We start from the raw sequence: 26,336 nt of genomic DNA, 5'->3' as shown, positions 1-26,336 counted from the left end.
GCCGACGCGCGTCCTCTGCCGTTGACGCTGGCCGTGCCCGCCGCCGTGCTGGCCGGTCTGGCGCTGCTGGTCGCGTTCCCCCCGTACGGGCTGTGGCCGCTCGCGCCGGTCGGAGTGGCGCTGCTGGCCGCAGCGGTGCACCGGCGGCGGTTGCGCGCCGGCGCCGGGCTGGGCTTCCTCGCCGGGGTGGCGTTGTTCGCGCCGCTGCTGGAGTGGACCAACCTGCACACCGGCTACCTGCCGTGGGTGCTGCTGTCGCTGCTGCAGGCCGGCTACCTGGCGCTGCTGGGCGCGGCCACCGCCTGGGTGTCACCGCTGGCCGACCGGCACCGGGCGGCGTGGCCGCTGCTCACCGCCGTGCTGTGGGTGGGTCAGGAGGCGCTGCGCGACCGCACCCCGTTCGGCGGGTTCCCGTGGGGGCGGCTGGCGTTCAGCCAGGACACCTCGCCGCTGCTGCGGCTGGCCGCGCTCGGCGGCGCGCCGCTGGTCACGTTCGCCGTCGCGCTCGCCGGCGGGATCCTGCTCACCCTCGCCTGGCGGGACTGGCGCCGCACCGCCGGGCAGTGGCGGCCGGTCGCCGGGCTCACCGCCGCGCTCGTCGCGGTCGTGGCCGCCGGCACGGCCGTCCCGACCGGGGTACGGGGGGCCGGTGACACCGTCACCGTCGCCATCGTGCAGGGCAACGTGCCCCGCCTCGGGCTGGACTTCAACGCCCAGCGGCAGGCGGTGCTCAACAACCACGTCGACGCCACCCTGAAACTGGCCGAGCAGGTCGCGCAGGGCGGGCAGCGCCGCCCTGACCTGGTGGTGTGGCCGGAGAACTCCAGCGACATCGACCCGCTGCGCAACCCGGGCGCCGGCGACCGGATCTCCCAGGCCGCCGACGCGATCGGCGCGCCGATCCTGGTCGGTGCGGTGCTGCTCGGCCCCGGTCAGGGGCAGGTCCGCAACGCCGGTCTGCTGTGGCGCCCGGGCAGCGGCGCCGACCTGACCCAGCTGTACACCAAGCGGCACCCGGTGCCGTTCGCCGAGTACGTGCCGCTGCGGTCGATCGCCCGCAAGGTCAGCGCCGAGGTCGACCGGGTGCGCTCGGACTTCGTCCCGGGCACCCGCCCGGGCGTGCTGGACACGGGCGCGGTGACCCTCGGCGACGTGATCTGCTTCGAGGTGGCCTACGACGGCATCGTCCGGGACACCGTCACCGGCGGCGCGCAGCTGCTGGTGGTGCAGACCAACAACGCCACGTTCGACGTGGCCGAGGCCCGCCAGCAGCTGGCCATGGTGCGGTTGCGGGCCGTGGAGCACGGCCGGTCCGCGCTGATGGCCTCCACGGTCGGGGTGTCCGGGTTCGTTTCCCCCGACGGGCGGGTAGACGGTGCGACCGGGTTCAACACCGCCGAGGTGGTGGTGCGGCAGATGCGACTCGGGGACGGGCGTACCCCGGCCACCACGGCCGGGGTGTGGCCGGAGGTGGCGCTCGCGGCCCTCGCGGTCGCGGCGCTGGCCGGCGCGGCCGTGCTGCGCCGCCGCCGCAGGGCCACCGCCGGCTGAACCGACGAGCGGGAGGCGGTGCGACGGTGGGCGTGGCAGCCGACAGGCGGACGGTCGGCCATCCCGGGGTGGGGCGGGTCCTGGTGGTCATCCCCACCTACAACGAGGCCGACAACGTGCGCCGCATCGTCGACCGGGTCCGCGTGGCGGCACCCGCGGTGGATGTCCTCGTCGCCGACGACAACAGCCCCGACGGCACCGGCGCTATCGCCGACACGATCGCCGGGAACGACCCCCGGGTGCACGTGTTGCACCGTCCGGGCAAGGAAGGTCTCGGCGCGGCCTATCTGGCCGGTTTCGCGTGGGCGCGGCGGCGTGGCTACGACGCGGTGGTGGAGATGGACGCCGACGGCTCGCACGCCCCGGAGGACCTGCCGGCGCTGCTGGCGGCGGCCCGCGACGCCGACGTGGTGATCGGCTCCCGGTGGACCCGGGGCGCGCGGGTGCTGAACTGGCCGTGGCGTCGGCTGCTGCTGTCGCGCGTCGGGAACCTGTACGCGCGGGTGGCGCTGGGTATGCCGGTCAGCGACGCCACCGGCGGCTACCGGGTGTACCGGACGAGCGCGCTGGACGCGATCGACCTGGACTCGGTGCGTTCCCAGGGGTACGCGTTCCAGGTGGAGCTGTCCCGGCTGGCGCACCGCGCCGGCGTGCGCATCGTCGAGGTGCCGATCACGTTCGCCGAGCGGGAGCACGGCGACAGCAAGATGAGCCCGCTGATCGTGGCGGAGGCGTTGTGGCGGGTCACCCGGTGGGGGGTGCGGGACCGGCGGCCGTCGGTGCGGGGCCGGCCGGCGGCGTTGGCCCGGTGGCCGTGAGCGCGGGCGTGTCATGCTGGAGGGGCGTGACGACACACCGGGCGGATGAGGTGAGATGCGCCGAGGACTGAGATACCTACCACCGGCCCTGCTGCTGCTGACGCTGCTGGAGCTGGCCGTTTTCGTCCTGGTGGGCCGGGCCGTCGGGTTCGGCGCGGCGCTGCTGCTGGTGTTCGCGGCCTCGCTGCTGGGTCTGGTGCTGCTGCGCCGCGAGGGCATGCGGGCGTGGCGGGGGTTCCGGGCCGCCGCGCAGGCCGGCCAGCCGCCGGGGCCGCAGGTCACCGACGGGCTGGTGGGCCTGCTCGGTGCGCTGCTGCTGGCGCTGCCGGGTCTGGTCAGCGGCGCGGTGGGGTTGCTGCTGCTGGTGCCGCCGCTGCGTCGACTGGCCGGCGGTGGGGTGCGCCGGGCCACCGAGCGGCGGGTGTCGTCGATGGTCGCCGGTGACCTGTTCGGGCCGCGCCGGGTGCGGGTCTACCAGGGGCAGTCGCAGCCGACGCCCACGCCGCAGCAGCCGCCGGTGGCCGAGCCCGGCCGGGCCATCGAGGGTGAGATCGTGGACCGCTGACGCAACCCCCCAGACGCGACGAAACGCCCCCGGGAATCATCCCGGGGGCGTTTCGGTCGTCTACGGGTGCTCAGGCGCGACCGCGGCGGGTGCGGACCTCCTGCAGCCGCTCGGCGAGGATGTCCTCCAGCTCGGCGATCGAGCGGCGCTCCAGCAGCATGTCCCAGTGGGTGCGCGGCGGCTTGGCCTTCTTCTGCTCCGGCTCGCTGCCGTCGACCAGCCGGGCGACGCTGCCGTCGAACTTGCACTCCCAGGTCGTCGGGACCTCGGCGTCGACGGCGAACGGCACCTCGAACTGGTGGCCCTTGGCGCACAGGTACTCGCGGGTCTGACGCGGCGCGAGCTCCGTGTTGCGGTCGGATTCGTAGCTGACCGCGCCCAGCCGGCTACCGCGCAGCATACGCTCGCCCATGATCGACTTCCCCTCGTCCGTGGTGCTGGTCTTCAGGTGTAACGGCCGGTCACCGCCCGCCCATTCCCCACCCACGCCGGCAGGGCCGTACGCGGGTCGGAAGCATCAAGGGTAACCGGCCATGACAGCTGCCCGGCGGGGTCGTCCCCGGCCGGGCCGAATCGGTGGAGTGTTTCGCCTGTCAACGGGGATGTTACCCACCCGCATGCGTGCCGGAGGTGACGATGACCAGTGACGCGCCGGTCGGCGCACGACCGCCCGCCGGGAAGACCTTCTTCGGTCACCCACGGGCGCTGTCCACCCTCTTCCTCACCGAGATGTGGGAGCGGTTCAGCTTCTACGGCATGCGCGCCATCCTGGTGCTCTACCTGACCGCCGCGGTCGCCGACGGTGGGCTCGGCATCGGCGAGTCCAGCGCCAACGCCGTCTACGGCACCTACAACGCGATGGTCTACCTGATGGCGCTGCCCGGCGGCTGGGTCGCCGACCGGCTCATCGGCGCGCGGCGCAGCGTGCTGTGGGGCGGTGTGGTCATCGCCGCCGGCCACTACGTGATGGCGATCCCCACCGGGTGGAGCGTGTTCGCCGGCATGACGCTGATCGTGCTCGGCACCGGCCTGCTCAAGCCGAACATCTCCACCATGGTCGGCGACCTCTACGAGCGGGACTCACCCCGCCGCGACGCCGGGTTCTCCATCTTCTACATGGGCATCAACCTGGGCGCGTTCATCGCCCCGCTGATCACCGGCTTCCTCGGCGAGAAGATCAACTGGCATCTCGGGTTCGGCGCCGCCGCCATCGGCATGACCTTCGGCGTGATCCAGTACGTGGCCGGGCGGCGCAACCTCGGCGACGCCGGCGCCCGGCCGGCCGACCCGCTGCTCGGCGCCGACCGGCGGCGGGCGCTGACCCGCGTCGGCGTGGCCACCGCCGTGGTGCTGGTGGTGCTGCTCGCGCTGCTGCTGACCGGCTGGTTCACCGTCGACACGGTGGTCAACCTGCTCACCGTGGTCACCGTGCTGGTGACCGTCGCCTACTTCGCGCGGATCCTCACCGACCGGGAGATCAGCGACACCGAACGCAGCCGGATGAAGGCCTACGTCTGGCTGTTCGTCTTCGCCGCGTCGTTCTGGCTGATCTACGACCAGGCCGGGTCGGTGCTGAACATCTTCGCCGCCGACCGGACCGACCGGAACGTCGGCGGCTTCACCTTCCCGGCGTCCTGGTTGCAGTCGGTCAACCCGATCCTCATCATCATCGGCGCGCCGCTGGCCGCGTGGCTGTGGCTCAAGCTCGGCCACCGGGTGTCCACGCCGACGAAGTTCGCCGTCGGCCTGGTGCTCAACGGCCTGTCGTTCGTGCTGATGGCCGCCGCCGCCCAGGCCGCCGTCGGCGGCGACCTGGTCTCGCCGTGGTGGCTGGTCGCCGTGTACGCGATCCAGGTCGCCGGTGAGCTGTCGCTGAGCCCGGTGGGCCTGTCGGCCACCACGAAGCTGGCCCCGGTCAAGTACGCCAGCCAGATGCTGGGCCTGTGGTTCCTCGCCACCGCCGTCGGCGACGCCATCGGCGGTCAGGTGGCCCGGCTGGCGGACAGCTGGTCGCAGGCGACCTACTTCCTGACCTTCGGGCTGGCCTCGGTGGTGCTGGGCCTGGCCGCGGTGATGTTCACCCGCCAGATCCGGGGCCTGATGGCCGGCATCCACTGACCGCCGCTCACCCCGCCGGCACGGGCGGCAACGGCAGCGGCAGGCCGGGCAGCCCGTCGATGCTGGTCGCCACGTGCTCCTTGCCGGCGAAGTAGGCGCTCAGCGACGCGTCGTCCTCCCGGGCGAACCGCCGCCCGTGCAGGTCCCGGTCGGTGTCGTAGCTCATCAGCGGCACGGTGTAGCCGCAGGTGTCGCGGATCAGCTCGGCCCGCACCACGATCACCGCCCGCAGCCCGTGCGGGCTCGGGTCGATGTCCGGGAAGTGCCGCAGCAGGTCGGGCCAGCGCGGGTCGTCGCGGAACACCGGCTCACCGCGCCCGTGCACCCGCACGATGGTCGGCGGCCCGGCGAACGCGCACCACATCAGCGTCACCCGGCCGTTCTCCCGCAGGTGGGCGATGGTCTCGGCGTTGCTGCCGGCGAAGTCGAGGTAGGCCACGGTGTGCTCGTCGAGCACCGCCAGGCAACCGCGCAGGCCCTTGGGGGAGAGGTTGACGGTGCCGTCGCCGGACAGCGGGGCGGTGGCCACGAAGAACATCGGCTGCGCCTCGATGAAGGCCCGCAGCCGGCCGTCGATGCGCTCGTACGTCTTTCCCATGCCCCGATCCTCCCCGGGCAGCGGGGTGTGGCGCTGTCCCGTCCCAGCCCGTGGCCGGTCAGCCGGTGCGCGTGCCGAGCCGGGCCAGGGCCGTGGCCAGGTCGCTGACCTGGTCGGCGAGCTGCCCGGCGCGCCGCTGCGCGGCGTCCCGCTCGGCCTCGGCCGCGGCCGTGCGGGCGGCCAGGTCACCCGCCCGGGCCTCGGCGGCGCTCGCGGCCCGCCGCGCGTCGGCCAGCTCCGCGGCCAGCCCGTCCCGCTCGGCGGTACGGGCGGCGGCCTGCTGCGCCGCGGCGGCCACCTCGGCGCGCAGTCGCTCCACCGCCGCCTCGGCCTCGGCCCGGGCCGCGCCGGCGCGGTCCCGCGCGACGAGAGCCTGCCGCGCGGCGGCGGCCTCGGCGTCGGCCCGCTGCGCGGCGGCCCGCGCCGCCTGCTCGGCCTCGACGGCCCGGGCGGCGGCGGCCTGCGCGTCCGCGCGGGACCGCTCGGCCCGGTCGAGGGCCTCGGCGGCCGAGCGGATGGCCCGCTCCGCGTCGGCGCGGGCGGTGTCCCGTTCGGCGGTCAGCTCGGCGACCCGCTGCCGCTCGCCGTCGCGTTCGGCCCGCACGGTGCGCAGCTCGTGGCGGGCGGCGTCGCGGTCCCGCTCGGCCTGCACCCGCAGCGCCTGGGCGGCGCCCGCCTCGGCGCGGGCGCTGTCCCGGGCGGCCTCGGCATCGGCGACCCGCTCGGCGGCGGCGGTGGCGGTCGTCTCGGCGCGGTCGGCCCGGTCCCGGGCGGCGTCGCGTTCGGCGTGTGCGGCGCGCGCGTCCTGCCGGTCGCGGGTGGCCGCCGCGGCGGCGTCCTCGGCGTCGCGGCGGGCCTCGTCGCGTTCGGCGTGCGCAGCGGCGACCTGCGCGGCCGTCTGCGCGCGCAGCTCGGCGAGCTGCCGCTCCACCCCGGCCGGGGACAGCTCGGCGTGCAACGCCTCGCTGAGCGTCTCCACGATCTGGTCGAGCCGGTCCACCGCCTCCCAGGTGCGTGCCACCTGCCCGGGCAGGCCGGGGGAGTTGCGGTGGCGCATGCGCGAGTTGCGGGCGGCGCGCTGGCAGGCGCCGTCGTTGTCCCGGCAGTAACGGAACGGGCGGCCCGCGCCGAAGCGCTGCGGCACCTCCCGCCCACAGTGGGCGCAGGGGCGGGTCTCGGTGGCGGGCTCGACGTCCATCGGGGGCGAAGTCTAGTGGCCGGTCCCGGCGCGGGCCGCGCCGTCGAGGGTGTAGCGGCGTTGCACCAGCACCGCAACCACCATCACCGCGGCGGGCAGCAGACCGAAGCCCCAGCGCAGCGCGTCCAGCGCCGCCGAGGACTGGGTCACCGTCTGCCCGGCCGAGGACGCGACGAACCCGCCGGCGGCCAGGCACAACGCGTACGCGTAGGGGCCCAGCGCCGCGCCGGTGGCCTCGGTCGCGGTCCACACCCCGGTGTACGTGCCGGCCCGCTCGGTGCCGGCGGCGCGGATCACATCGGGCAGCATGGAGAACGGCAGCAGCTGCATGCCGGCGAACGCCACCCCGAGCACCGCCACGGCGGCGACCAGCACCGGCAGCCCCGCGGGCCGCCCGACCGCCAGCACCAGCGACCCGGCGGCGAACGCGGCCTGCCCGGCGAGCAGCGCGCGCTGCTTGCCGACCCGGCGGGCCAACGCCAGCCAGGCGGGCGTGACCAGCAGCGCCGGCGCGACGAACGCGGCGACGAGCACCGTGGTGAGCCCGGGGCGGCCCAGCTCGTACTCGGCGTAGTAGGGCACCCCGGCCAGGACCAGGTGGGTGGTTGTCGACATGGCCAGGTAGGCGCCGACCAGCGCGCGGAACTGCCGGTCGCGCAGGCTGGCCGCCAGCGTCCGCCACCCGCCGGCGCCGTGCGGGGCCGCCGGGGCGGCGGCGGTACGACGCAGCCGGTCGATCCCGACCACGCCGACCGCCATCGCGGCGAGCATCCCGGCCGCCAGCACCACGGCCATCTTCAGGTAACCGGCGCGGGTGGCGTCGTCGCCGCCGGTCAGCAGCGGCGCCAGCAGCCCGGAGACCAGGATGCCGAGGGTCAGCACCACCATCCGGAACGCCATCAGCCGGGTCCGCTCGTGGTAGCCGATCCGCAGGTCGGCCGGGGTGGCCAGGTAGGGCACCTGGTAGGCGGCGAACAGCAGATTGCCGGCCACGAAGAACACCGCCACCCAGCCCGCGGCGGCCGCGCCGGTGAGGTGGCCGGGCACGGCGAACAGCGCGGCGAACGCCACCGGCAACGCGCAGCCGGCCAGCAGCAGCCGCCGGCGGTGACCCCGGCGGGCCTGCTCGACGTCGCAGCGGTGCCCGATCCACGGGTGCAGCAGCACGTCGGCGATCTTCGGCAGCAGCAGGGTCAGCCCGGCCAGCCATGGTGCGACCGCGAGGACGTCGGTGAGGAAGTAGAGCAGCAGCAGCCCCGGCACGGTCACCCAGACACCCATGCCGAGCGAGCCGGCGGCGAACCCGACCAGCGGTCCGCGTGGCAGGGCGACGGCGTCGTCGCGCCGCTGGTCCAGCCCGGTCATGCGGTCTCCTGTCCCGGGGCGCGCCGCCCCAATCCAACGGATGCTGGATTGTAGGGGGAACAATGGCCGGATGACCATGCCCCGCCGGCGGCCGGGCCGCCCCCGCCGCGACGACCAGCGACCGACCCACGACCTCGTGCTCGCCGCCGCGACCGCGTTGTTCGCCGAGCGCGGGTTCGACGCGGTCAGCGTCCGGGACGTGGCCGCCGCGGCCGGCGTCGACGTGGCCACCGTGGCCCACCACACCGGCACCAAGGCGCAGCTCTACGACGCCTGCTTCGCCCGGGTGTTCAGCGCCGAGCGCGAGGTCCTGGAGGCGGCCGGGCAGCGCGCGGCCGAGGCCCTGACCGCCGGCCCGGGTCAGGCGCTGCGCGCGCTGCACGAACTGGTCGACGTGTTCGTCGACTTCCTGGAGGACCGGCCGGAGACCACCGCGCTGTGGCTGCGCCGCTGGCTGGAGCCGCAGCGGCACGCGGAGCTGGACCGGCGTTACTCCGCGCCGCTGTACGCGCAGGTCGAGCGCCTGCTCGCCGCCGCGGCGGGGGCCGGGGCGCTGGTCGAGCCGGCACCGCACGTGACCGTGCGCAGCCTGGTCTGGGCGGTGCACGGGCACGTGGTGGCGCTCGCCGCGCGCTCCGGCTCCGCAGCGCGGGAGCGGCGTGAGTTCCGGACGTTCGTGCACCGCCTGCTCGACGGGCTCTACCCACCGGCCACCCCTTGACGGCGTCCCGCCCACCGGGGATTATCCAGCAGTCGTTGGATAAAAGGAGGCGGGCATGTCGGCACCACCCCGGGTCGCGGTCGTCGGCGCCGGCGCGGCCGGACTGGCCACGCTCAAGGCGCTCGGCGACGCCGGCGTGCCGGCGGTCGCGTTCGAGACCGCCGACACCCTCGGCGGCCTCTGGGTCTACGGCGCGCCCGGCTCGCCGGCGTACCGGACGCTGCACCTCAACACCAGCCGGGGGCGCACCGAGTTCGCCGACCACCCGATGCCCGCCGACTGGCCCGACTACCCCGACCACACCCGCGTCGCCGGCTACCTCGGCGACTACGCCGACCGGTTCGGCCTGCGCGACGCGGTGCGGCTGCGGCACACCGTCGACCGGGTCACCGCCGCCGGCGACGGCTGGCGGGTGCACGCGACCGGCCCGGACGGCCCGGTGACCGTCGACGTCGAGGCGGTCGTGGTCGCCAACGGGCACAACCGGGTGCCGAACCGGCCCGCGCCCTATCCCGGCGAATGCGCCGCGCAGCAGATGCACAGCCACGACTACCGTGGACCCGAGCAGCTCGCCGGCCGCCGGGTCCTGGTGGTCGGCGGCGGCAACTCCGCCATGGACATCGCCGTCGACGCCTCGTACGCCGCCACCCGGACGTTGCTGTCGCTGCGCCGCGGCGTCTGGGTCGTGCCCAAGTACCTGCTCGGCCGCCCGTCGGACACGCTCAACGGCGCGCTGGCCCGCCGGCTGCCCTGGCGGCTGCGCCAGCGGATCAGCCAGACCATGCTCACCGCCACCGTCGGCCCGCCCGCCCGCTACGGGCTGCCCGCCCCGGAGCACGGCTTCCTCCAGGACCACCCGACGCTCTCCGACACGCTGCTGTCCCGGCTCACCCACGGCGACGTCCAGGCCCGCCCCGGCATCGCCCGCTTCGCCGGCGACCGGGTCGAGTTCACCGACGGCCGCGTCGACGAGGTGGACCTGGTGATCTGGTGCACCGGCTACCGGGTGGAGGTGCCGTTCCTCGACCCGGCGCTGCTCGGCGACGGCGCGGACCGGCTGCCGCTGTACCGGCACGTGTTCCACCTGGACGCCCCCGGCCTGGCGTTCGTCGGGCTCATGCAGTCCACCGGAGCGGCGTTCCCGCTGGTCGAGGCGCAGGCCCGGCTCGTCGCCGCCCGGCTGGCCGGCACCTGGGCGCCGCCGGAGCCGGACCGCCAGGCCGCCGCCTGCCGCGCCGAGCTGCGCGCCGCCACCGCCCGCTGGGGGCAACGCCGGCCACACATGCGGGTGGACTTCGACGCGTACCTGGCCGAGCTGCGCCAGGAACTGGCCGCCGGGCGCCGGCGGGCCGGAGCGACGCGGTGAGCGCGCTCGCCGGCCGGCGGGTGCTGGTCACCGGCGCGCGCGGCACGTTCGGTCGCCGCCTGGGCGCCGCGCTGACCGACGCCGGCGCCCAGGTGGTCGGGCTGGATCTGCACGCCGACACCGACGCGACGCCACCGGTGCTCGGGGCCGACCTGACCGACCCGGCCGCCACGCCGACCGCCGTGGCCGCCGCCGTGGACCGGCTCGGCGGGCTGGACCTGCTGGTCAACAACGCCGGCGTCGGCGGTCCCGCCCCCGCCGAGCTGCCCCCCGACGAGGTGGTGCGCCGGCAGATCGAGGTGAACCTGCTGGCCGCCTGGCGGACCACGGCCGCGGCGATGCCGGCCCTGGAGGCCGCCCGCGGCCGGGTGATCTTCGTGGCCAGCCGGATGGCGGTGCTGCCGCTGCCCCTCGCCGCCGCGTACGGGGTGAGCAAGCGGGCCCTGGTCGCGTACGCCGACGCGCTGCGCCACGAGGTCGGCACGCACGTCGGGGTCAGCGTCGTCTACCCCAGCATGGTCGCCTCCCCGATCCACGACAGCACCGTCGCGGCCGGACTGTCGCTGAGCGGGGTGTCCCGACCCGAGCCGGTCGAGGGCGTGGTCGCGGCGATCCTGCGCGCCGCCGCCGCCCGGCGCGCACCCCGCGACGTCGCCACCACCCGACGCGGCCGGGTCGAGCTGGCCCTGGCCCGGCACGCGCCGGCGCTGGCCGACCGGCTGGTGCGGCGTACCGTCGCCGGGCGCGTCGCCGCCGGTGACCTGGACGGCGCGGCGCTGGCCGCCGGGATGGTGCGGCGGCACCGCCAGGCACGCGGGTAGCCTGCTCGCCATGCCCGTGTCGCCCTACATCGCCCGGCTGCGCCGGCACGTCGGCCACGACCTGCTCATGCTCTACGGGGTCAGCGGCGTGGTGACCGACGACGCGGGGCGGGTGCTGCTGGCCCGCCGCGGGGACAACGGCCGCTGGTCGGTGCCCGCCGGCACCGTGGACCCGGGCGAGCAGCCCGCCGACGCGCTGGTGCGCGAGGTGCGCGAGGAGACCGGCGTCGAGGTGACGATCGAGCGGCTGGCCGGCGTGGCCACCCACCCGGTGGTCTATCCCAACGGCGACGCCTGCGAATACCTCAACATCTGGTTCCGCTGCCGGGCCGTGGGCGGCACCGCCACCGCCGACGGGGACGAGTCCCTGGCGGTGGCCTGGTTCGCCCCGGACGCGCTGCCCGAGCTGGACGACTGGTCGCGGCTGCGGATCGGCACCGCGCTCGACGACGACGCCCCACCCTGGTACGCGGCCCCGGGCGAGCAGCATCCGGCGCTGCGCCGCCCGGACAGCCTCTGACCGGTCCTCACCGACCGGGTCGGCCGCTGGTGTCGCGCACGGTCAGCCGGGGTTCCAGCAGGGTCACCTCCGGCACCGGCTCGTCACGCAGCCGCCGCATCAGCAGCGTCACCGCCTGCCGGCCGACCTCCTCGGCGGGCACCGGCACGCCGGTCAGCCCGAACTGCTCGGCCAGCTCGTCGGGGCACACCGCGACCACCGAGACGTCCCGCGGCACCCGCCGGCCCAGCAGTGGCAACGCCGACAGCACCGGCCCGACGGCCGACTCGTTCTGCACCACCAGCCCGGTGACGTCGGGGTGGTCGGCCAGCAGCGCCTCCAGGTCCCGCCGGACCGCCGCCGGTCCCTCCTCGCAGGGCCGGGCCACCGCGTCGACGCCGAGCCGGTCGGCGGCGGCCAGCACCCCGGCCCGGGTCCGGTGGGCGAAGCCGGTGCCCCGGTCGTAGACGGCGGCCGGCGCGCCGAGCAACGCGATCCGCCGGTGCCCCGCGCCGGCCAGGTGCTCCACGCACAGCTCCCCGGCCCGCCGGAAGTCCAGGTCCACGCAGGCCAGCCCGCTGCTGTCGGTCGGGTGCCCGATCAGCACGCCGGGCAGCGCCAGCTCCCGCAGCAACGGCACCCGGGAGTCCTCCAGCTCCACGTCCATCAGCAGGACGCCGTCGACCAACGCGCTGCCGGCGATCCGGTGCAGCCCGGCCGGCCCTTCGTCGGCGGTCACCAGCAGCACGTCGTGGTCGTGGCGGCGGGCGGTGGTGACCACCGCGGTGGCGAACCGCATCACCACCGGCACCTGCATGCCGGTGCGCAGCGGCAGCACCAGGGCGATCACGTTGGCGCGGCGGCTGGCCAGCGCCCGCGCCCCGGCGTTGGGGTGGTAGCCCAGCGCGCGGACACTGGCCAGCACCCGGCCCCGGGTCGTCGCCGAGATGGCGCGCTTGCCGCTGAGCACGTACGACACGGTGCTGGCGGCGACCCCGGCGTGGCGGGCCACGTCGGCGATGGTGACCTGGTCACCGGCGACCCGGCCGGTCACCAGGCGGCCCCCGACCGCCCGTCGGTGGTCACCGGCGCGGCGTCGCCGCCGGTGACGGCGAGCGCGCCGACCAGCCGCACGTCCCGGGCGGACCGGCCGACCAGCACCGAGTGGACGGCGTCCTCCACCACCGTCGCGGCGCGGTTCTCGTCCCACCAGGCCAGATCGGCGGTACGCAGCCGCAGCGTCACCCGGGCCGCGCACCCCGGGTCGAGGGTGACCCGGGCGAAGTCGCGCAGCTGCCGCAGCGGCTGCTTGACCCGGGAACGACGCTGCCGGGTGTAGAGCTGCACCACCTCGGTGCCCGGGTGGCGGCCCGTGTTGGTGACCTCGACGCTCACCTGCACCTCCTCGCCGGCGTGCGCCGTGGCGGTGCTCAGCCGGAGGTCAGCGTAGTCGAACGCGGCATAGCTGAGCCCGTGCCCGAACGGGTACAGCGGCTCGCCCCGGTGGTAGAGGTAGGTGGCGTCGGCGCCGATGACGTCGTAGTCGAGCAGGTCGGGCAGCTCGGCGGTGTCGGCGTACCAGGTCTGGGTGAGCCGGCCGCCCGGGTCGGCGGCGCCGAGCAGCACGTCGGCCAGCCCGTTGCCGTGTTCCTGTCCACCGTGGGCGCTCCACAGCACCGCCGGCAGGTGTTCCCGCGCCCCGCCCACCGCGTACGGGTAGCTGCTGGTCAGCACCAGCACGGTACGCGGGTTCGCCGCCCGCACGGCGCGCAGCAGGTCCTGCTGGCCGGACGGCAACGCCAGGTCGGCCCGGTCCTCGGTCTCCCGCCCGTTGACCATCGGATGGTTGCCGAGCACCACCAGCGCCACGTCGGCGGCGGCGGCCAGCGCGGCGGCCTCGGCGGCCCCGTCGACGACCAGGTCGACGGTGAACCCGGCCGGGTCGCCGGTGTCGACGCGCAGGCGGCCGTCCGGGTCGACACCGACGTGCCGGCCGGTGGCCAGGTGGTGCAGCAGCGCGGTGCCGTCGGGCCGGTGGCGCAGGCGGAACGTCTCCCGGACCACCCAGCCGCCCGGGCCTGTACGGTCGTCGACCAGCGTGCCGGAGTCCTGGGCGCCGACGTACCGGCCGTGGTGGGCCACGCGCAGTGCCACCACGCCCTGCCCCCAGTCGACCACGTCGAACTCCGTCGGTGCGCCGTCGCCGAGGGTCAGCGGTGCGCCGTCGACGCACCGCACGGCCCGTTCGCCGACGCGTAACGTGATCCGGTCCGCGCCGCAGTGGGTGCGCACGTCGGGCAGCCGGCCGAGCAGCCCCCGGTACGCGCTCACCACGTACGGCGGCGTGCCGCTGTACCAGTCGGTGAGCACGGTGTCGGCGAGTGGGCCGAGCACCGCGACCCGGGTGTCCGGTGCCAGCGGCAGCAGACCGTCGTTGCGCAGCAGCACGACCGACTGGCGGGCGGCCTCCCGGGCGAGTTCCTGGTGCGCGGGGCAGTTCACCACGTCGGCCGGCACCCCGGCGTACGGGTCGTGGCCGGGCGGGTCCAGGTCACCCAGGCGCGTGCGCACCGACAGGATCCGCCGGACCGCGCGGTCCACGTCGGACTCGGTGACGAGCCCGCGCGCCAGGGCCTCGGTGAACCGGGCCACCGTGGGGCCGGGGTCGTCGTCGTCCTCGGTGAAGCTGTCGATCCCGGCGCGCAGCGCGGCGGCGAACCCGGTGACGTGGTCGGGCAGGTACGCCTGCACGCCGGCGATGTTGCCGACCGCGCCCGCGTCGCCGACCACCAGCACCTCGTCGTCGGCCCAGCCGCGCAGCTCCCCGTCGATGAGCGGGCTCAGGTGCGCCGGCACACCGTCGACCAGGTTGTACGACGCCATCACGGCCACCGCCGCCCCGGCGGCCAGCGGGGCGCGGAACGCCGGCAGCTCGTACTCGTGCAGCACGCGCGGCGGCAGGTCGCTGGAGGTGACCGCCCGGTCGGTCTCGTTGTTGTAGCCGAGGAAGTGCTTGAGTGTCGGCGCGGTCCGCAGCCGGGTGGGGTGGTCGCCGCGCAGCCCGCGGGCGTAGGCGGTGGCCAGGCGGCCGGTCAGCCACGGGTCCTCGGACCAGCCCTCCTCGTTGCGGCCCCACCGGGGGTCGCGCAGCGGGTTGACCACCGGGGCCCACACGTTGAGCCCGACCCGACCCGGGTCCGCCTGGTGTTTGGCCCGGACCTCGTCGCCGACGGCGGCGCCGACCGCCCGGATCAGGTCCGGGTTCCAGCTGCTCGCCAGCCCGATCGCCTGCGGGAAGACGGTGGCCTCGCCGAGCCAGGCCACCCCGTGCAGCGCCTCGGTGCCGGTGCGGAACGCCGGTAGGCCGAGCCGGGGGACCGGCGCCTGCCACTGGTGCAGCAGGCCGAGCTTCTCCGGCAGGGTGAGCCGGGCCAGCAGGTCGTCGGGACGGGGTGCGACGGGATCGGTCATGGCGGGCGCCTCCGGGGAAGCGTGCGGCACCCCGGTGTGTCGAAGCGCTTCGACAACCGGGCCGGGAGACGGCGGCGCGCACGCGGAAAGGGGGGTGGTGGTCGGGCGGCGGCGTCGGCCCGGAGCGGTGGTGAAGCGCTTCGACGACCGCCGAAAAACACGCCGGCACCGGGTTGCCCGGTCGCGGTGACGGCGTTACCGAGGTTGGCACCCCGCGCGGGCGCGGTCAAGGGGTCAGGCGGCGGGCAGGTGCCCGGCCTCCACGGTGGCCAGTGCGGCGGTGGCGCCGCCGAGGGCGCTGGCCTCCGAGCCCAGCGTGCTGGCCTCGACCCGGACCACCGGCGGCGGTGCCAGGGTCCGGTCGGCGAGTTCGGCGCGGACGGCCGGCAGCAGCCACGGCGCGAGCGCGGCCAGGTGCCCACCCAGCACGACGACCTCCGGGTCGAGCAGGTCGACCAGGACGCACACCGCCCGCCCGAGCTGCCGGCCGACCTCGGTGAGCCCGGTCCGCACCGGGTCGTTCCCGGCGCGGGCGAGCGCCTGGATCCGCTCGATCTCCGGCAGGTGGTCGGTGACCGGACCGTCCTGCAAGGCGTCCGGCAGCAGGCGGCGCACCACGGCGTCCACGCCGACGAGCGCGGCGAGACAACCCCGACGACCGCACCCGCACGCGGGCCCGTCCGGCAGCACCGGCAGGTGGCCGATCTCGCCGGCGAAGCCCCGGCCGCCACGCAGCAGCCGCCCGCCGCTGACCACCCCGGCGGTCGGCCCGCCGGTGAGGTGCACCAGGTCGGCCGTGCCGGCGTACGGACCGTGTCGCAGCTCGGCCGAGACGGCGAGGTTGGCGTCGGTGTCGACGCCGATCGGGAAACCCGGGTCGCGCAGGGCGCGACGCAGCGCGGCGGCGAGCGGCACACCGCGCCAGCCCAGTACCGGCGCCGCCGGCACCACGCCGTCGGCGTCCACCGGGCCGGGCACGCCCACGGTGAGGCCCAGCACGGTGCGGCCCGTGCCGGTGACCCGGTTGATCGCCCGGCGGGCCAGCGCGGCGAGCGCCGCCACGGTCTCGTCCGGGCCGGCGGTGGCGGCGGCGAACGCCCGCCGCCAGGTGAGGACCCGTTCGCCGGCCACGTCGACGGCGACCACGACCAGTTCGTCGGCGCCGATGCGCAGGCCGAGCCCGACGTAGCGGGAGCCGTCGAGCACGAGCATGGTCGCCGGGCGGCCCACCCGGTTCTCGGTCAGTCCGGTCTCGCGCAGCAGACCGTGCTCGATCAGCTCGCCGACCAGGCTGGAGACGGTGGCCTTGTTCAGCCCGGTGCGGGCGGCGACGTCGGCCCGGGAGCAGGGGGCGTGCAGCCGGACGTGCCGCAGCACCGCGGCCCGGTTGGCCACCCGTACGTCGCCCAGGTCGGCCGTCCGTGACGGCCGGTCGATGCTGATCACGAACTGCCCGCCTCCTGCGCCCGGCCCCGGTTTCGGCTACAGCTTAAACTAAATCGGCGACGGTCCGGAGGGCCGGAGTCAGCCCCCGAACCACGGCTCGAACGCGGTCGGCGGCACGGTCTCGCCGTCGAGCACGATCCGGCGCGGCGGGTCCGCCCCGACCACCGAGACTCCGCGCACGTCCAGCGGACCGTCCACCCGCACGTGCAGCGTGTCGCCGTCGCGGCTGGCGGTGACCGTGGTGTCGCCGGCCTCGTCGCGTACCACCGTGACGGCGTCGGCGCCGCCCCAGGCCACGAGCGTGACGTCGCGGAACGGCCCCTCGGCGACGGTGGGGGCGGCCGGGGTCACCGGGACCAGCGCCCCGCGTCGCACGTACAGCGGCAGGCGGTCGATCGGCACGCGTACCCGCAGGTGTCGGCCGCCGCTGTGGCTCTCACCGGTGGTCGCGTCCAGCCAGTCGTCGCCGGCCGGCAGGTAGACGGCGCGTTCCCCGGACGGGTCGAGCACCGGCGCGACCAGCAGGTCGCGGCCGAGACGGTACTGCAGGTCGGTGGTCCAGGCGATGGGGTCGTCCGGGGTGTCGACGAGCAGTGCGCGCAGCATCGGCGCGCCGGTGCGGGCCGCGTCCACGGCCGCCGACCAGAGGTACGGCAGCAGCCGGTACCGCAGCCGCAGCGCGGCCACCGCGTGCCGTTCCGCCTCCGGCGGGAAGTCCCAGGGCAGCCGGCTGGTGGTGCCGTGCAGACGGACCAGCGGCGACAGCGCGCCGAACTGGGTCCAGCGCACGTACAGGTCCGCATCGGGGGTGCCGTGGAAGCCGCCGGTGTCGTGGCTCCAGAACGGCACCCCGGACAGGCCGTGGGAGAGCCCGCCGCGCAGCGTGCTGGCCATTCCCGGCCAGGTGGCGTTGACGTCGCCGCTCCACTGGGCGCTGTGCCGCTGCCCGCCCAGGTACGACGAGCGTGCCCAGACCGTGCGGTGCCCGGCCACCTCCTCGGTGACGTCGGCGACCGCGTCGTTGAACAGCAGCGCGTACACGTTGTGCAGCTCGACGCCGGTCATGCCGTTGTGCGCCACGGCGTCGGCGGGCACCGCCTCGGCGAAGTCGGTCTTGAACACCGCGACGCCCTGCGCGAGCAGGGGGCGCAGCAGGCCCTGGAACCAGCGCACCGCCGCCGGGTTGGTGAGGTCCACCATGGCGCAGACCGGATAGCTGCCGTGCCAGGTGTCGGCGACGTACGTGGCGCCGTCCGGGCGGCGCAGGAAGTAGCCGGCGGCCTCGGCGTCGGCGTAGAGCGGGCTGTCGGTCATCAGGTAGGGGTTCATCCACAGGCACACCCGGAACCCCTGCTCGGCCAGGTCCTTGAGCATTGCGGCCGGGTCGGGGAAGGCCCGCTCGTCCCAGCGCAGCTCCGACCAGCGCCCGGCGACCTGCCAGTAGCAGTCCAGGTGCAGCACGTCGCAGGGGATGTCCCGCTCGCGGATCAGCCGGGCCCGCTCCAGCACCCGCTGCTGGCTGTCCGGGAAGAAGCCGGAGGAGATCCAGGCCCCGAACGCCCAGCGCGGCGGCAGATAGGGCCGGCCGGTCAGCGCGTCCAGCCGGTCGAGCACCTGCGCCGGGGTCGGGCCGGCCAGCACGTAGTAGTCGAGCAGGTCGTCCGGGACGAGCACCTGCACGCTGCTGTGGGTGCTGGCGCAGACGTCGAACTGCACCGGCAGGCCGCTGTCGACGAGCACCCCGTAGCCGCGGTCGGAGAGGTAGAAGGGCACGTTCTTGTGCGACCGGTCGGACTCCCCGCCGAAGGCGTCGAAGTTCCACATCAGCGGTCGCTGCCCGCGCTTGTCCAGCGGCGTGAACTTCTCCCCGAAGCCGACGAACCGCTCGTCGCCGGGGGCGACGAAGCTCTCGTGCCAGGCGGCCGGCTCACCGTCCACGGTGGAGCGCCCGAACGGCAGGGTGCGCCGCCGGCCGCTGATGTCCCGGGTGCCGGTGTCGGCGGCCAGCAGCAGCCGGCCGTCCGGGGTGAGGAACCGCAGCCCCCACGGGTCGAGGCGCACCTCGGCGACCGCCGCGCCGGCGTCCACGCGCGCGTACGCGTCGTCGACGGTGACCACGGCCGGGTGCGGGGCGGGCCGGACCAGGGGCAGCGCCCGCGCCGAGCGGCTGCGCACGGCGAGGTCGTCGGCGAGGCGTACCCGCAGGATGCCGTGGCCGGCGGCCTCCACCCGGGCGACCACGGTGCGGCCGGAGGCGCAGGTGGCGGTGAGCGTGACCCCGTGCGCGTCGGTGGCGGCCACCTCGGCCCGCAGCACGTCGTCGGCGCCCTCCTCGCCGGGGGCGCGCACCGGCAGGTCGGGCGGGTCGGCCACGAACGTCTCGAACGGGACCAGGGGCGGGCGGTACGGCATGGGCGTCTCCTCGCGGCGACACGGGCGGTTCCGCCAGTTTCTTTGGAACCACAACTAACTGTCAATGAGCGACCGCATTGACTTTCGCTCTCACCTGTTCTTACTTTGGCTTTGATGACAACTAAAGGACTGTGGGCCGACGGTCGACTCCGGTACGGCGGCGACTGGAACCCGGAGCAGTGGCCTCAGACGGTGTGGCGCGAGGACGTCGCGCTGATGCGCGCCGCCGGCATCGACCTCGTCACCGTCGGCGTGTTCGCCTGGTCCCGCCTGGAGCCCGCACCCGGCCGCTACACCCTGGACTGGCTCGACCGGGTGCTGGACCTGCTGCAGGACGCCGGCATCCGGGCCGCGCTCGCCACCCCCACCGCCTCGCCGCCGCCCTGGTTCTCCCTCGCCCACCCGGACGCGCTGCCGGTCACCGCCGACGGGGTACGCCTGCACCACGGCAGCCGGGACACCTACTGCGCCGCCGCGCCCGCCTACCGGACCGCCGCCCGGAGCATCGCCGAGGTGCTGGCCGCCCGGTACGCCCACCACCCGGCGCTGGCGCTGTGGCACGTGCACAACGAGTACGGCACCACCTGCCACTGCGCGCACGTCGAGACGGCGTTCCGCCGCTGGCTCACCGACCGGTACGGCGACCTCGACGCGCTCAACGACGCCTGGGTGACCAGCTTCTGGGGCCAGCACTACACCGACTGGGCGCAGGTCGCCCCGCCCCGCGCCACGCAGTACCTGGGCAACCCCGGGCAGCTGCTCGACTTCCGCCGGTTCTGGTCCGACACGCTGCTGTCCGCGTACACCGCGCAGCGGGACCTGCTGCGCGCGGCGAACCCGGCGGTGCCGGTCACCACCAACTACGCGCTCGGCAACTGGGTGCCCGTCGACCACGCCCGCTGGGCGCGGGAGGTGGACCTGGTGGCCGTCGACCACTACCCGTCCCGCACCGACCGGGGCGCCGAGGAGCAGACCGCGCTCGCCGCCGACCTCGCGCGGGGCTGGGCCCGCCACGGGGCCGGCCGTCCCGTGCCGTGGCTGCTGGTGGAGAGCGCGCCGAGCCAGATCCACACCGCCCACCGCATGCACACCAAGGAACCGGGCCGGATGATCCGGCACAGCCTCGCGCACGTGGCCCGCGGCTCCGGCGGGGTGATGTTCTTCCAGTGGCGCGCACCGGCCGGCGGCGCGGAACGGTTCCACTCCGCGGTGGTGTCGCACGGCGGCGCGGACACCCGGGTGTTCCGCGAGGTCACCCGGCTCGGCGCCATGCTCGGCCGGCTCGCCGGCACCGCCTGCGGTGCGGTGCAGGCGGGCGTCGCGATCGCCCACGACGCCGCCAGCGGCTGGGCGCTGCGCCACCCCGGCATGCCCCGCGACGGCCTCGACCACCCGGGCGAGGTGGCCGCCGCGCACCGGGCGTTGTGGCACGCCGGCATCACCGTCGACCTGGTGACCCCCGGCGACCCGCTCGACGGGCACCGGCTGCTCCTGCTCCCCGCGCTCTACCTGGCCTCCGACGCCACCGTCGACTGGGTCCGCCGCCACGTCCACGCCGGCGGGCACCTGCTGGTCACCTGGCTCAGCGGGGTCGCCGACGAACACGCCCGCGTGCGTCCCGGCGGCTACCCGGGCGCGTACCGGGACCTGCTCGGGGTGCGGGTGGAGGAGTTCCACCCGCTCGCCGACGACGAACGGGTGCCGCTGACCAGCGGCGGGATCGGCCGGATCTGGTCGGAGACGGTGCACCTGACCGGGGCGGAGCCGGTCACCGCCTACATCGGCGGGGTGCTGGACGGCCGGCCGGCGGTGACCCGACAGCGGGTCGGCGACGCCCTCACCTGGTACGTCTCCACCCGCCCCGACGACGACACCTACCGGCGGTTGCTCACCGACGTGGCCCGCCGCGCCGGCGTCGGCCCCACCTGCCCCGAGGCGCCCCCGGGCGTCGAGGCGGTACGCCGGCACGCCGGCGACCACACCCGCCTGTACCTGTTCAACCACACCGACCGGCCGCAGCGGGTGGCGACCGACGGACACGAGCTGCTCACCGACGAGCCGGTCGCGGAGGTGCTCACCCTCGCGCCGGGCGGCGTGGCGGTGCTGCGCGAGCGCGTACCGCCTCAGGGGGTGGCGACGGCGGCGCGCGAGCGGTCGGCGGCGATGCGCACCGCGAGCCCGGCCAGCACCGTGCCCATCACGTAACGCTGGACGCGGGCCCAGCCCGGCCGGCGGGTGAGGAACGCCGACACCGACCCCGCGCTGAGCACGATCAGCGCGTTCACGGTCAGCGCGATGCCGATCTGGGTCAGCCCGAGCAGCAGGCTCTGCACCGCCACGTGCCCGCGCGACGGGTCCACGAACTGCGGCAGCAGCGACACGTAGAGGATGGCGATCTTCGGATTCAGCAGGTTGGTGACCAGACCCATGGTGAACAGCCGTCGGGGCCGGTCCGGCGGCAGCGGCGCCGGGGTGAACGCGGACCGACCGCCCGGGCGCAGCGTGCGCCACGCCAACCAGAGCAGGTAGGCCGCGCCGGCCAGCTTCACGGCCGTGTAGAGCGGCGGCACCAGCACGAAGACGGTGGCGATGCCGGCGACCGCGGCGGCCAGGTAGACGCCGAACCCGACCGCCACCCCGAGCAGCGACACGAGGCCGGCCCGCCGGCCCTGGGTGACCGACCGGGACACCAGGTAGACCATGTTGGGCCCGGGTGTGAGCACCAGACCGAGCGCCACCAGGGCGATCCCCACCACCGCACCGAGCGTGACCATGTCGCCCTCCCGCCGTCGGCCCTGCCCCGGACCCTACGCCGCCGGCGGTGACGCCACGGTCCTGCTCCGGCCGCCGCGCGGGGTGACGCGCGCCACCCGGACGACGCCATACTGACCGGATGTCGATCGTGTTGTCCGCCGACGCCACCCCCACCGCGCCCGGTCTGCTGTTGCGTCCGTGGCGCGACGGCGACGCCGACGCGCTCTTGGAGGCCTACCGGGACCCGGTGCTGCGGGCCTGGACCAGCCGCCCGGTGACCACCCCGGCCGAGGCGCGGGACTATGTGCGCCGCAGCCGGCAGGGCTGGGCCGCCGACCGCCGGTTCAGCTTCGCGGTGGTGGAGGACGCGCCGGGGGAGCGGCTGGTGGCCTGCGTGGTGCTCAAGGAGGTCCGGCCGGGCCGCCCGGACGCCGAGGTCGGCTACTGGACGGCGGCGCCGGCGCGCGGGCGGGGCGTCGCGCCCCGGGCGGTCGAGGCGGTCACCGGCTGGGCGTTCGCCCGGTTCGCCGCCGGTGGGCTGACCCGCCTGGAGCTGCTGCACCAGATCGACAACCCGGCCTCCTGCCGGGTGGCGGAGAAGAGCGGGTACGCCTTCGTCGAGGTGCTGCCGGCCCGTCCACCGTTCCCCCGCGACGGGCACCGGCACGTCCGCCGGCTGACCTGACCGTCAGTCCGCCGGGGCGCCGAGCAGGCGCAGCAGCAGGCGCGGCTCGCCCGGCCACGCGTCGAGCAGCACCTGCCGGGGCACCTGCCGGCCGGCGTAGCGCAGCGCGAGGGCGACCACCACGACGTCGTCCAACGGGCCGATCACCGGCAGGAACTCCGGGATCAGGTCGATCGGGCTGGCCACCCAGACACCGGCGACGATGATCGCGATCCGGGCGCGGCGCGGCACCCTCGGGTCCCGGCGCAGCCGCCGCACCGTGGTGGCGCAGTCGGGCAGGAACGCGGCCAGGTCACGCAGCGGCCCGGGCGGCAGCCGCCGGGCCAGCAGCACGAGCACCGCCCAGCTCACCACCAGGCAGGCCAGCGCCACCCCGAGCCCGATCAGCCAGTCGCGCATGTCGGGCACGCTACGCCTGCTCCCGGCGCGGCCGGGAACAACCCCGGGCCCGTCCGACGCTGACCCTGGTCGGAGACCGGCGGATACGGTGGGTACGGGAGGTGACGGCGGTGACGACAGGCTGGGAGGCCGCGGTCGAGGCGCAGATCCGCTCGGCCCAGGAGCGCGGCGAGTTCGACAACCTGCCGGGCGCGGGCAAGCCGATCCCGGGCCGGGACCTGCCCTACGACGAGGGCTGGTGGATCCGCAGCTTCATGGAGCGGGAACAGATCCCGTCCGACCTGATGCTGCCCACGCCGCTGCAGTTGCGCCGCCGCATCGAGCAGCTCCCGGCCGAGCTGCGCGACCTGCCCACCGAGGAGGCGGTGCGGTCGTACGTGGCCGCGCTCAACACCGAGGTGGTGGCCTGGCTGCGCACCCCGACCGGGCCGCGGGTGGTGGTCCGCCCGGTCAACGTCGACGAGGCGGTGCGCCGGTGGCGGGCCGACCGGGAACGCGTCGCGGCCGAGCGGTCGGCGGCCGCGACGGTGGAGCCGCAGGACACCGGTCGACCCGCGGCGCGTCCCCGCCGCAGCTGGCGCTGGTGGCGCCGCTGACCGGGCGCCGCCGCACAACCCTGTGGCACGCCGATTCCTGACCGGCCGCGCCCGGCGTGGCCCGAACGCAGGTCACCAGGGCCTATTCTGGGGACATGGATCCGAGCGGTTTCGTCCGCAGCTCGCGTCGACCGCACGAGGCGCGGCCGGGACGACGGCCCGCCGTGGTCGCTGATCTCGGCGAGTTGAGAGGCCCGACCACCGGCGTCGTCGAGCTGCCCCACCGCCTGTTCTGGCAGCCTGACCGGCACGTCGACCTCGACCGGCCGGGCCTGTTGACCTGGATGTACGAGACCGTGCTCACCGAAGCCGTCCGATCCGACGAACTACGCACCTGGTTGCACGGCCCCACCCTCGTCCGACTCTGGCCCCAGCTCTACCTTCCCCGGGGGGTGCGGCACGCCTGGGAGGAGCGTCACCCGGTCCTGCGCTCCCGCGAGGCTGCCGCCTGATGTCGTCTGCACCCGACCAGTTCCAGCACGACGTAGCCCGCATCGCGCTCGCCGCAGCGAGTAGCCACGGGTTTGCCCTCGCCGGTGGTCAGGCACTGATCGCTCACGGCATCGGTGAACGGCCCACCGAGGACGTCGACCTCTTCACGAACGTCGACGGAGGCGTCGCCGCCGCGAGCGGACACGTCCGCGGCGCCCTGCTCGACGCGGGCTTCCAGGTCGAGATCATGGCCGAGTCCAGCGAGTTGAGCGGTGTCTTCTACGGCTTAGACCAGGAGATGACCGAGTTCGAGGTACACCGGGACGACCAGGCCGTTCGGCTGCAACTCGTGCGCTTCGCCCGCACCGCCAGCCCCGTTGTCCTCGACATCGGCCCGGTGCTGCACCTCGACGACGTCATCGGCACCAAGGTCGCAGCCATGGTTACCCGTGCTCAACCCCGCGACTACATAGATGTCGCGGCGCTCATGAAGCGTCACGACCGGCATGAGTTGATCACGCTCGGGCGTCGCGCCGATCCCGACCTCACCGACGAAGAGGTCTCCGATGCGATCCGACGGCTCGACCGGCTACCCGACACCGTCTTCGCGCTCTACCGACTCACCCCCACGCAGATCCACGAGCTGCGCAAGGCCTTCACGGACTGGCCCCGGGCGAGCGCTGCCTAGCGCGCGGCGCATGAGACGGCATCCGCGCGGGTTCAGCGTCGCCGCACGCGGAGCACGCAGGTCAGCATCGGAAGCGTGAACTCGCCGGCCGCGGTCTCCGGGCGGCTCGCCAGGAACGCGCGGATCCGGCCGAGCGTGGCGTCGCGTTCCTCCGCCGGCATGACCAGCATCCCGGCGCGGGTGGCCAGCGTCGCCACCAGGGAGTCGGCGGTACGACGCTGTCCGTGCGGGAATTCAGCCTGCTCCGGACGTTCGAACCGGGCGGCGGCGCCGTTGGTCGGGACGTGCATCCGCGCCGTCTCGACGCGCCAGGAGGCGGGCGTGTCCCGAGGGCCGACGGCGGCGCTCCCGCTGACCCGCGCCAACTCGGCGACCCAGTCCACCCGATCGTCCAGCACGTTCCACAGCCCGGCCAGGGTGCCGCCGGGCGCGAGCACCCGGGCGATCTCCGGACCGGCGGCGGCCATGTCGAACCAGTGCATCGCGTTGCCGGCCAGCACGGCGTCGACGGACGCGTCCGGCAGCGGGATCGCCTCGGCGCTGCCCGGCAGCGCGCGGACGTCCGGCACCGCGCGGCGCAGCTCGGCCAGCATCGCCGGATCGGGCTCCACCGCGCTGACGTCGACGCCGGCCGCGCGCAGTCCGGCGGTGAGCTTGCCGGTGCCGGCGCCGAGGTCGAGCACCCGCGGGCCGGGCGCGTGTGCGAGCGCCCACCGCACCGCGTCGCGCGCGTAGTCCGGGCGGTGTTCGGCGTACGCGGTCGCCGCCGCGCCGAAGGACGAGGAGTGTCGGAGCTGGTCGTCGTGTCCCATGGACCCGCCTTTCCGTCGTTCGCCTCAGCGGTTTCCCGCGCCGCCGGTCAGCGCCTGCATCAGCGGCAGCGGGTTGATGTAGTCGCGGTAGGACACGACGAGTCCGTCCTGGACGCGGAACACGGCGATCACCGTCTGCTCGAACGGCTCCGCGGTGGCGACCACGCTACCGACGGCGTCGTACTCCACGATGACCACCTCGGGGTCGAGCGTCTCGTGGATCACCACGTCGCGGTACTCGTCGAACGTGATCAGGGTGCCGGCCGTCTCGATCAGGTGCCGGCGGACGTCGGCCCGCCCCCGCACCCGGCCGGGCACACCGGCGGGGCGGAACGGCCACTCGATGTAGCCTTCCGGGGCCATCAGCTCCACGAACGCCTCGACGTCGCCCTCCCGGCTGGCGCGCAGGACCCGCTCGACGACCTCCCGTGCCCGACCCGCCATCGTGCCTCCCGAGATGGATCCTCATCGACGGAACCAGCCTAGGTCGTGTCTCCTGGATCTTCCGGGGTGGGGTCGAGGCGGAGATTGAGTAGTTCCAGGCCGGTGACGGGCCGGAAGCCGGCCTGCGTGTAGAGCGTCAGGGCCGGGACGTTGTCGGTCTCGGTCTGCAGCGACAGGCGCGAGGCACCGGCAGCACGAGCACTGTGGATGACGTGCTGCAGGAGTGCGGACGCGACACCGCTACGGCGGTGGCGCGGGTCCACATACAGGTCACGGATCGACCACGCGGTGCCCAGCATGAGCGATGCGGGCATGACCATGGCCGTGACGAAACCGCAGACCTGGTCGGCCTGGACGGCGGCAGCAGCGGAGATCCGGTGCTGTGCGAGCTGATCGTGCAGCCAGGAGCGGGTCGTCTCGGGAGATGACGGTAGGCCGTAGTGCACCCGGTAGGCGTCGAACAGGGCAGCGGTGCGGTCGAACGCCGGATGAGCACAGGTCATCGGCACGATCGTCGTTGTCACTCCGCAAGTGTCGCCCACGCGCCGGTCGTGGCGGGCGGGGTGCCCGCCACGAC

26 protein-coding genes are annotated in these 26,336 nt (G+C 75.2%); 13 read left to right on the top strand and 13 right to left on the bottom strand.

Going from position 1 to position 26,336, the window contains the following annotated elements; all coding sequences use genetic code 11:
• The first annotated feature begins 15 nt into the window (after positions 1-15).
• From lnt to COO58_RS11010, 3 genes are read left to right on the top strand one after another with little or no spacing between them, the layout of a single operon-like run.
• A complete protein-coding gene (lnt, locus tag COO58_RS11020; protein ID WP_245666636.1) occupies positions 16-1,551 on the top strand; it encodes an apolipoprotein N-acyltransferase in 1,536 nt (511 codons plus the stop codon).
• A 26-nt stretch (positions 1,552-1,577) separates the two neighbouring features.
• Positions 1,578-2,369, top strand: a complete 792-nt coding sequence (locus COO58_RS11015; protein ID WP_098744859.1) for a polyprenol monophosphomannose synthase — start codon at positions 1,578-1,580, stop codon at positions 2,367-2,369.
• Positions 2,370-2,424: 55 nt separating this feature from the next.
• Positions 2,425-2,934 (top strand): FxsA family protein, encoded by a 510-nt coding sequence (locus COO58_RS11010; protein WP_091574473.1) that lies wholly within the window; start codon positions 2,425-2,427, stop codon positions 2,932-2,934.
• Positions 2,935-3,004: 70 nt separating this feature from the next.
• On the opposite strand, the gene COO58_RS11005 is transcribed toward COO58_RS11010, so the two are convergent.
• On the bottom strand, positions 3,005-3,346 hold the full coding sequence (locus COO58_RS11005; protein WP_046564157.1) for an RNA polymerase-binding protein RbpA: 342 nt from the start codon (positions 3,344-3,346) through the stop codon (positions 3,005-3,007).
• 224 nt (positions 3,347-3,570) lie between these two features.
• Here COO58_RS11005 and COO58_RS11000 point away from each other — a divergent pair, with 224 nt between their 5' ends.
• Positions 3,571-5,052, top strand: coding sequence for a peptide MFS transporter (locus tag COO58_RS11000; RefSeq protein ID WP_098746250.1), 1,482 nt, complete (start codon positions 3,571-3,573; stop codon positions 5,050-5,052).
• Between the two features lie 7 nt (positions 5,053-5,059).
• On the opposite strand, the gene COO58_RS10995 is transcribed toward COO58_RS11000, so the two are convergent.
• Genes COO58_RS10995 through COO58_RS10985 form a run of 3 tightly spaced genes read right to left on the bottom strand, consistent with a single transcriptional unit; the run spans position 5,060 to position 8,213 of the window.
• The gene (locus COO58_RS10995) at positions 5,060-5,650 is read right to left on the bottom strand and encodes a pyridoxamine 5'-phosphate oxidase family protein (RefSeq protein ID WP_098744857.1); all 591 of its coding nucleotides are present in this window, start codon (positions 5,648-5,650) and stop codon (positions 5,060-5,062) included.
• A gap of 58 nt (positions 5,651-5,708) precedes the next feature.
• Positions 5,709-6,848 (bottom strand): hypothetical protein, encoded by a 1,140-nt coding sequence (locus tag COO58_RS10990; protein WP_098744856.1) that lies wholly within the window; start codon positions 6,846-6,848, stop codon positions 5,709-5,711.
• 12 nt (positions 6,849-6,860) lie between these two features.
• A complete protein-coding gene (locus tag COO58_RS10985; protein ID WP_091574470.1) occupies positions 6,861-8,213 on the bottom strand; it encodes an MFS transporter in 1,353 nt (450 codons plus the stop codon).
• 76 nt (positions 8,214-8,289) lie between these two features.
• Between COO58_RS10985 and COO58_RS10980 the strand changes: the two genes are divergently transcribed.
• From COO58_RS10980 to COO58_RS10965, 4 genes are read left to right on the top strand one after another with little or no spacing between them, the layout of a single operon-like run.
• A complete protein-coding gene (locus tag COO58_RS10980; protein WP_098746248.1) occupies positions 8,290-8,934 on the top strand; it encodes a TetR/AcrR family transcriptional regulator in 645 nt (214 codons plus the stop codon).
• Positions 8,935-8,989: 55 nt separating this feature from the next.
• On the top strand, positions 8,990-10,300 hold the full coding sequence (locus tag COO58_RS10975; RefSeq protein WP_098744854.1) for an NAD(P)/FAD-dependent oxidoreductase: 1,311 nt from the start codon (positions 8,990-8,992) through the stop codon (positions 10,298-10,300).
• On the top strand, positions 10,297-11,121 hold the full coding sequence (locus COO58_RS10970; protein WP_098744853.1) for an SDR family oxidoreductase: 825 nt from the start codon (positions 10,297-10,299) through the stop codon (positions 11,119-11,121). Before COO58_RS10975 ends, COO58_RS10970 begins: the two co-directional genes overlap by 4 nt.
• 10 nt (positions 11,122-11,131) lie before the next feature.
• Positions 11,132-11,641: an NUDIX domain-containing protein gene (locus tag COO58_RS10965; RefSeq protein ID WP_091577638.1), complete on the top strand. Its 510-nt coding sequence runs from the start codon at positions 11,132-11,134 to the stop codon at positions 11,639-11,641.
• 7 nt (positions 11,642-11,648) lie between these two features.
• On the opposite strand, the gene COO58_RS10960 is transcribed toward COO58_RS10965, so the two are convergent.
• The 4 genes from COO58_RS10960 to COO58_RS10945 all read right to left on the bottom strand — a co-directional run bounded on the left by COO58_RS10960 (position 11,649) and on the right by COO58_RS10945 (position 18,949).
• Positions 11,649-12,674, bottom strand: a complete 1,026-nt coding sequence (locus COO58_RS10960) for a LacI family DNA-binding transcriptional regulator (RefSeq protein WP_091574467.1) — start codon at positions 12,672-12,674, stop codon at positions 11,649-11,651.
• The gene (locus tag COO58_RS10955) at positions 12,671-15,091 is read right to left on the bottom strand and encodes a glycoside hydrolase family 3 C-terminal domain-containing protein (RefSeq protein WP_098744852.1); all 2,421 of its coding nucleotides are present in this window, start codon (positions 15,089-15,091) and stop codon (positions 12,671-12,673) included. Before COO58_RS10955 ends, COO58_RS10960 begins: the two co-directional genes overlap by 4 nt.
• A gap of 234 nt (positions 15,092-15,325) precedes the next feature.
• Positions 15,326-16,537: an ROK family transcriptional regulator gene (locus tag COO58_RS10950; protein WP_098744850.1), complete on the bottom strand. Its 1,212-nt coding sequence runs from the start codon at positions 16,535-16,537 to the stop codon at positions 15,326-15,328.
• Positions 16,538-16,615: 78 nt separating this feature from the next.
• Complete coding sequence (locus COO58_RS10945) at positions 16,616-18,949, bottom strand: TIM-barrel domain-containing protein (protein ID WP_098744849.1); 2,334 nt, start codon at positions 18,947-18,949, stop codon at positions 16,616-16,618.
• 114 nt (positions 18,950-19,063) lie between these two features.
• Here COO58_RS10945 and COO58_RS10940 point away from each other — a divergent pair, with 114 nt between their 5' ends.
• On the top strand, positions 19,064-21,154 hold the full coding sequence (locus COO58_RS10940) for a beta-galactosidase (protein ID WP_098744847.1): 2,091 nt from the start codon (positions 19,064-19,066) through the stop codon (positions 21,152-21,154).
• Here COO58_RS10940 and COO58_RS10935 read toward each other — a convergent pair.
• A complete protein-coding gene (locus tag COO58_RS10935) occupies positions 21,073-21,723 on the bottom strand; it encodes a LysE family translocator (RefSeq protein WP_091574462.1) in 651 nt (216 codons plus the stop codon). The two genes, COO58_RS10940 and COO58_RS10935, sit on opposite strands and share 82 nt — an antisense overlap.
• A gap of 119 nt (positions 21,724-21,842) precedes the next feature.
• Here COO58_RS10935 and COO58_RS10930 point away from each other — a divergent pair, with 119 nt between their 5' ends.
• On the top strand, positions 21,843-22,388 hold the full coding sequence (locus COO58_RS10930; RefSeq protein ID WP_091574461.1) for a GNAT family N-acetyltransferase: 546 nt from the start codon (positions 21,843-21,845) through the stop codon (positions 22,386-22,388).
• A gap of 3 nt (positions 22,389-22,391) precedes the next feature.
• Here COO58_RS10930 and COO58_RS10925 read toward each other — a convergent pair whose 3' ends face one another.
• Entirely contained in the window at positions 22,392-22,787 is a 396-nt protein-coding gene (locus COO58_RS10925; protein ID WP_091574460.1) for a YkvA family protein, read from the bottom strand.
• 110 nt (positions 22,788-22,897) lie between these two features.
• On the opposite strand from COO58_RS10925, the gene COO58_RS10920 reads away from it, so the two are divergent.
• The 3 genes from COO58_RS10920 (at position 22,898) to COO58_RS10910 (ending at position 24,503) form a co-directional block, all read left to right on the top strand.
• Positions 22,898-23,383, top strand: coding sequence for a DUF1992 domain-containing protein (locus COO58_RS10920; RefSeq protein ID WP_098746245.1), 486 nt, complete (start codon positions 22,898-22,900; stop codon positions 23,381-23,383).
• Between the two features lie 95 nt (positions 23,384-23,478).
• Entirely contained in the window at positions 23,479-23,835 is a 357-nt protein-coding gene (locus COO58_RS10915; protein ID WP_091574459.1) for a hypothetical protein, read from the top strand.
• Complete coding sequence (locus COO58_RS10910) at positions 23,835-24,503, top strand: nucleotidyl transferase AbiEii/AbiGii toxin family protein (RefSeq protein WP_091574458.1); 669 nt, start codon at positions 23,835-23,837, stop codon at positions 24,501-24,503. The genes COO58_RS10915 and COO58_RS10910 overlap by 1 nt, the downstream gene beginning before the upstream one ends.
• A gap of 32 nt (positions 24,504-24,535) precedes the next feature.
• On the opposite strand, the gene COO58_RS10905 is transcribed toward COO58_RS10910, so the two are convergent.
• Genes COO58_RS10905 through COO58_RS10895 form a run of 3 tightly spaced genes read right to left on the bottom strand, consistent with a single transcriptional unit; the run spans position 24,536 to position 26,283 of the window.
• A complete protein-coding gene (locus COO58_RS10905; RefSeq protein WP_098744846.1) occupies positions 24,536-25,315 on the bottom strand; it encodes a class I SAM-dependent methyltransferase in 780 nt (259 codons plus the stop codon).
• A gap of 24 nt (positions 25,316-25,339) precedes the next feature.
• Complete coding sequence (locus COO58_RS10900) at positions 25,340-25,759, bottom strand: nuclear transport factor 2 family protein (RefSeq protein ID WP_098744844.1); 420 nt, start codon at positions 25,757-25,759, stop codon at positions 25,340-25,342.
• 38 nt (positions 25,760-25,797) lie between these two features.
• Positions 25,798-26,283, bottom strand: coding sequence for an N-acetyltransferase (locus COO58_RS10895; protein ID WP_091574455.1), 486 nt, complete (start codon positions 26,281-26,283; stop codon positions 25,798-25,800).
• Positions 26,284-26,336 lie beyond the last annotated feature (53 nt).

This window comes from Micromonospora sp. WMMA1996 (genome assembly GCF_002573675.1).
In the GTDB taxonomy this organism is placed as follows: domain Bacteria; phylum Actinomycetota; class Actinomycetes; order Mycobacteriales; family Micromonosporaceae; genus Micromonospora; species Micromonospora sediminicola.
This window is presented reverse-complemented; position numbering and strand designations above follow the sequence as displayed.

Bases quoted from the DNA above. Each gene is read 5' to 3' on its own strand.
- COO58_RS10995 (WP_098744857.1), bottom strand. From the start codon at position 5,650: ATGGGAAAGACGTACGAGCGCATCGACGGCCGGCTGCGGGCCTTCATC.
- COO58_RS10990 (WP_098744856.1), bottom strand. From the start codon at position 6,848: ATGGACGTCGAGCCCGCCACCGAGACCCGCCCCTGCGCCCACTGTGGG.
- COO58_RS10925 (WP_091574460.1), bottom strand. From the start codon at position 22,787: ATGCGCGACTGGCTGATCGGGCTCGGGGTGGCGCTGGCCTGCCTGGTG.
- COO58_RS10965 (WP_091577638.1), top strand. From the start codon at position 11,132: ATGCCCGTGTCGCCCTACATCGCCCGGCTGCGCCGGCACGTCGGCCAC.
- COO58_RS10940 (WP_098744847.1), top strand. From the start codon at position 19,064: ATGACAACTAAAGGACTGTGGGCCGACGGTCGACTCCGGTACGGCGGC.
- COO58_RS11010 (WP_091574473.1), top strand. From the start codon at position 2,425: ATGCGCCGAGGACTGAGATACCTACCACCGGCCCTGCTGCTGCTGACG.
- COO58_RS10980 (WP_098746248.1), top strand. From the start codon at position 8,290: ATGCCCCGCCGGCGGCCGGGCCGCCCCCGCCGCGACGACCAGCGACCG.
- COO58_RS10945 (WP_098744849.1), bottom strand. From the start codon at position 18,949: ATGCCGTACCGCCCGCCCCTGGTCCCGTTCGAGACGTTCGTGGCCGAC.
- COO58_RS10930 (WP_091574461.1), top strand. From the start codon at position 21,843: ATGTCGATCGTGTTGTCCGCCGACGCCACCCCCACCGCGCCCGGTCTG.
- COO58_RS10955 (WP_098744852.1), bottom strand. From the start codon at position 15,091: ATGACCGATCCCGTCGCACCCCGTCCCGACGACCTGCTGGCCCGGCTC.
- COO58_RS10905 (WP_098744846.1), bottom strand. From the start codon at position 25,315: ATGGGACACGACGACCAGCTCCGACACTCCTCGTCCTTCGGCGCGGCG.
- COO58_RS10910 (WP_091574458.1), top strand. From the start codon at position 23,835: ATGTCGTCTGCACCCGACCAGTTCCAGCACGACGTAGCCCGCATCGCG.
- COO58_RS11005 (WP_046564157.1), bottom strand. From the start codon at position 3,346: ATGGGCGAGCGTATGCTGCGCGGTAGCCGGCTGGGCGCGGTCAGCTAC.
- COO58_RS10935 (WP_091574462.1), bottom strand. From the start codon at position 21,723: ATGGTCACGCTCGGTGCGGTGGTGGGGATCGCCCTGGTGGCGCTCGGT.
- COO58_RS10985 (WP_091574470.1), bottom strand. From the start codon at position 8,213: ATGACCGGGCTGGACCAGCGGCGCGACGACGCCGTCGCCCTGCCACGC.
- COO58_RS10900 (WP_098744844.1), bottom strand. From the start codon at position 25,759: ATGGCGGGTCGGGCACGGGAGGTCGTCGAGCGGGTCCTGCGCGCCAGC.
- COO58_RS10975 (WP_098744854.1), top strand. From the start codon at position 8,990: ATGTCGGCACCACCCCGGGTCGCGGTCGTCGGCGCCGGCGCGGCCGGA.
- COO58_RS10915 (WP_091574459.1), top strand. From the start codon at position 23,479: ATGGATCCGAGCGGTTTCGTCCGCAGCTCGCGTCGACCGCACGAGGCG.
- COO58_RS11000 (WP_098746250.1), top strand. From the start codon at position 3,571: ATGACCAGTGACGCGCCGGTCGGCGCACGACCGCCCGCCGGGAAGACC.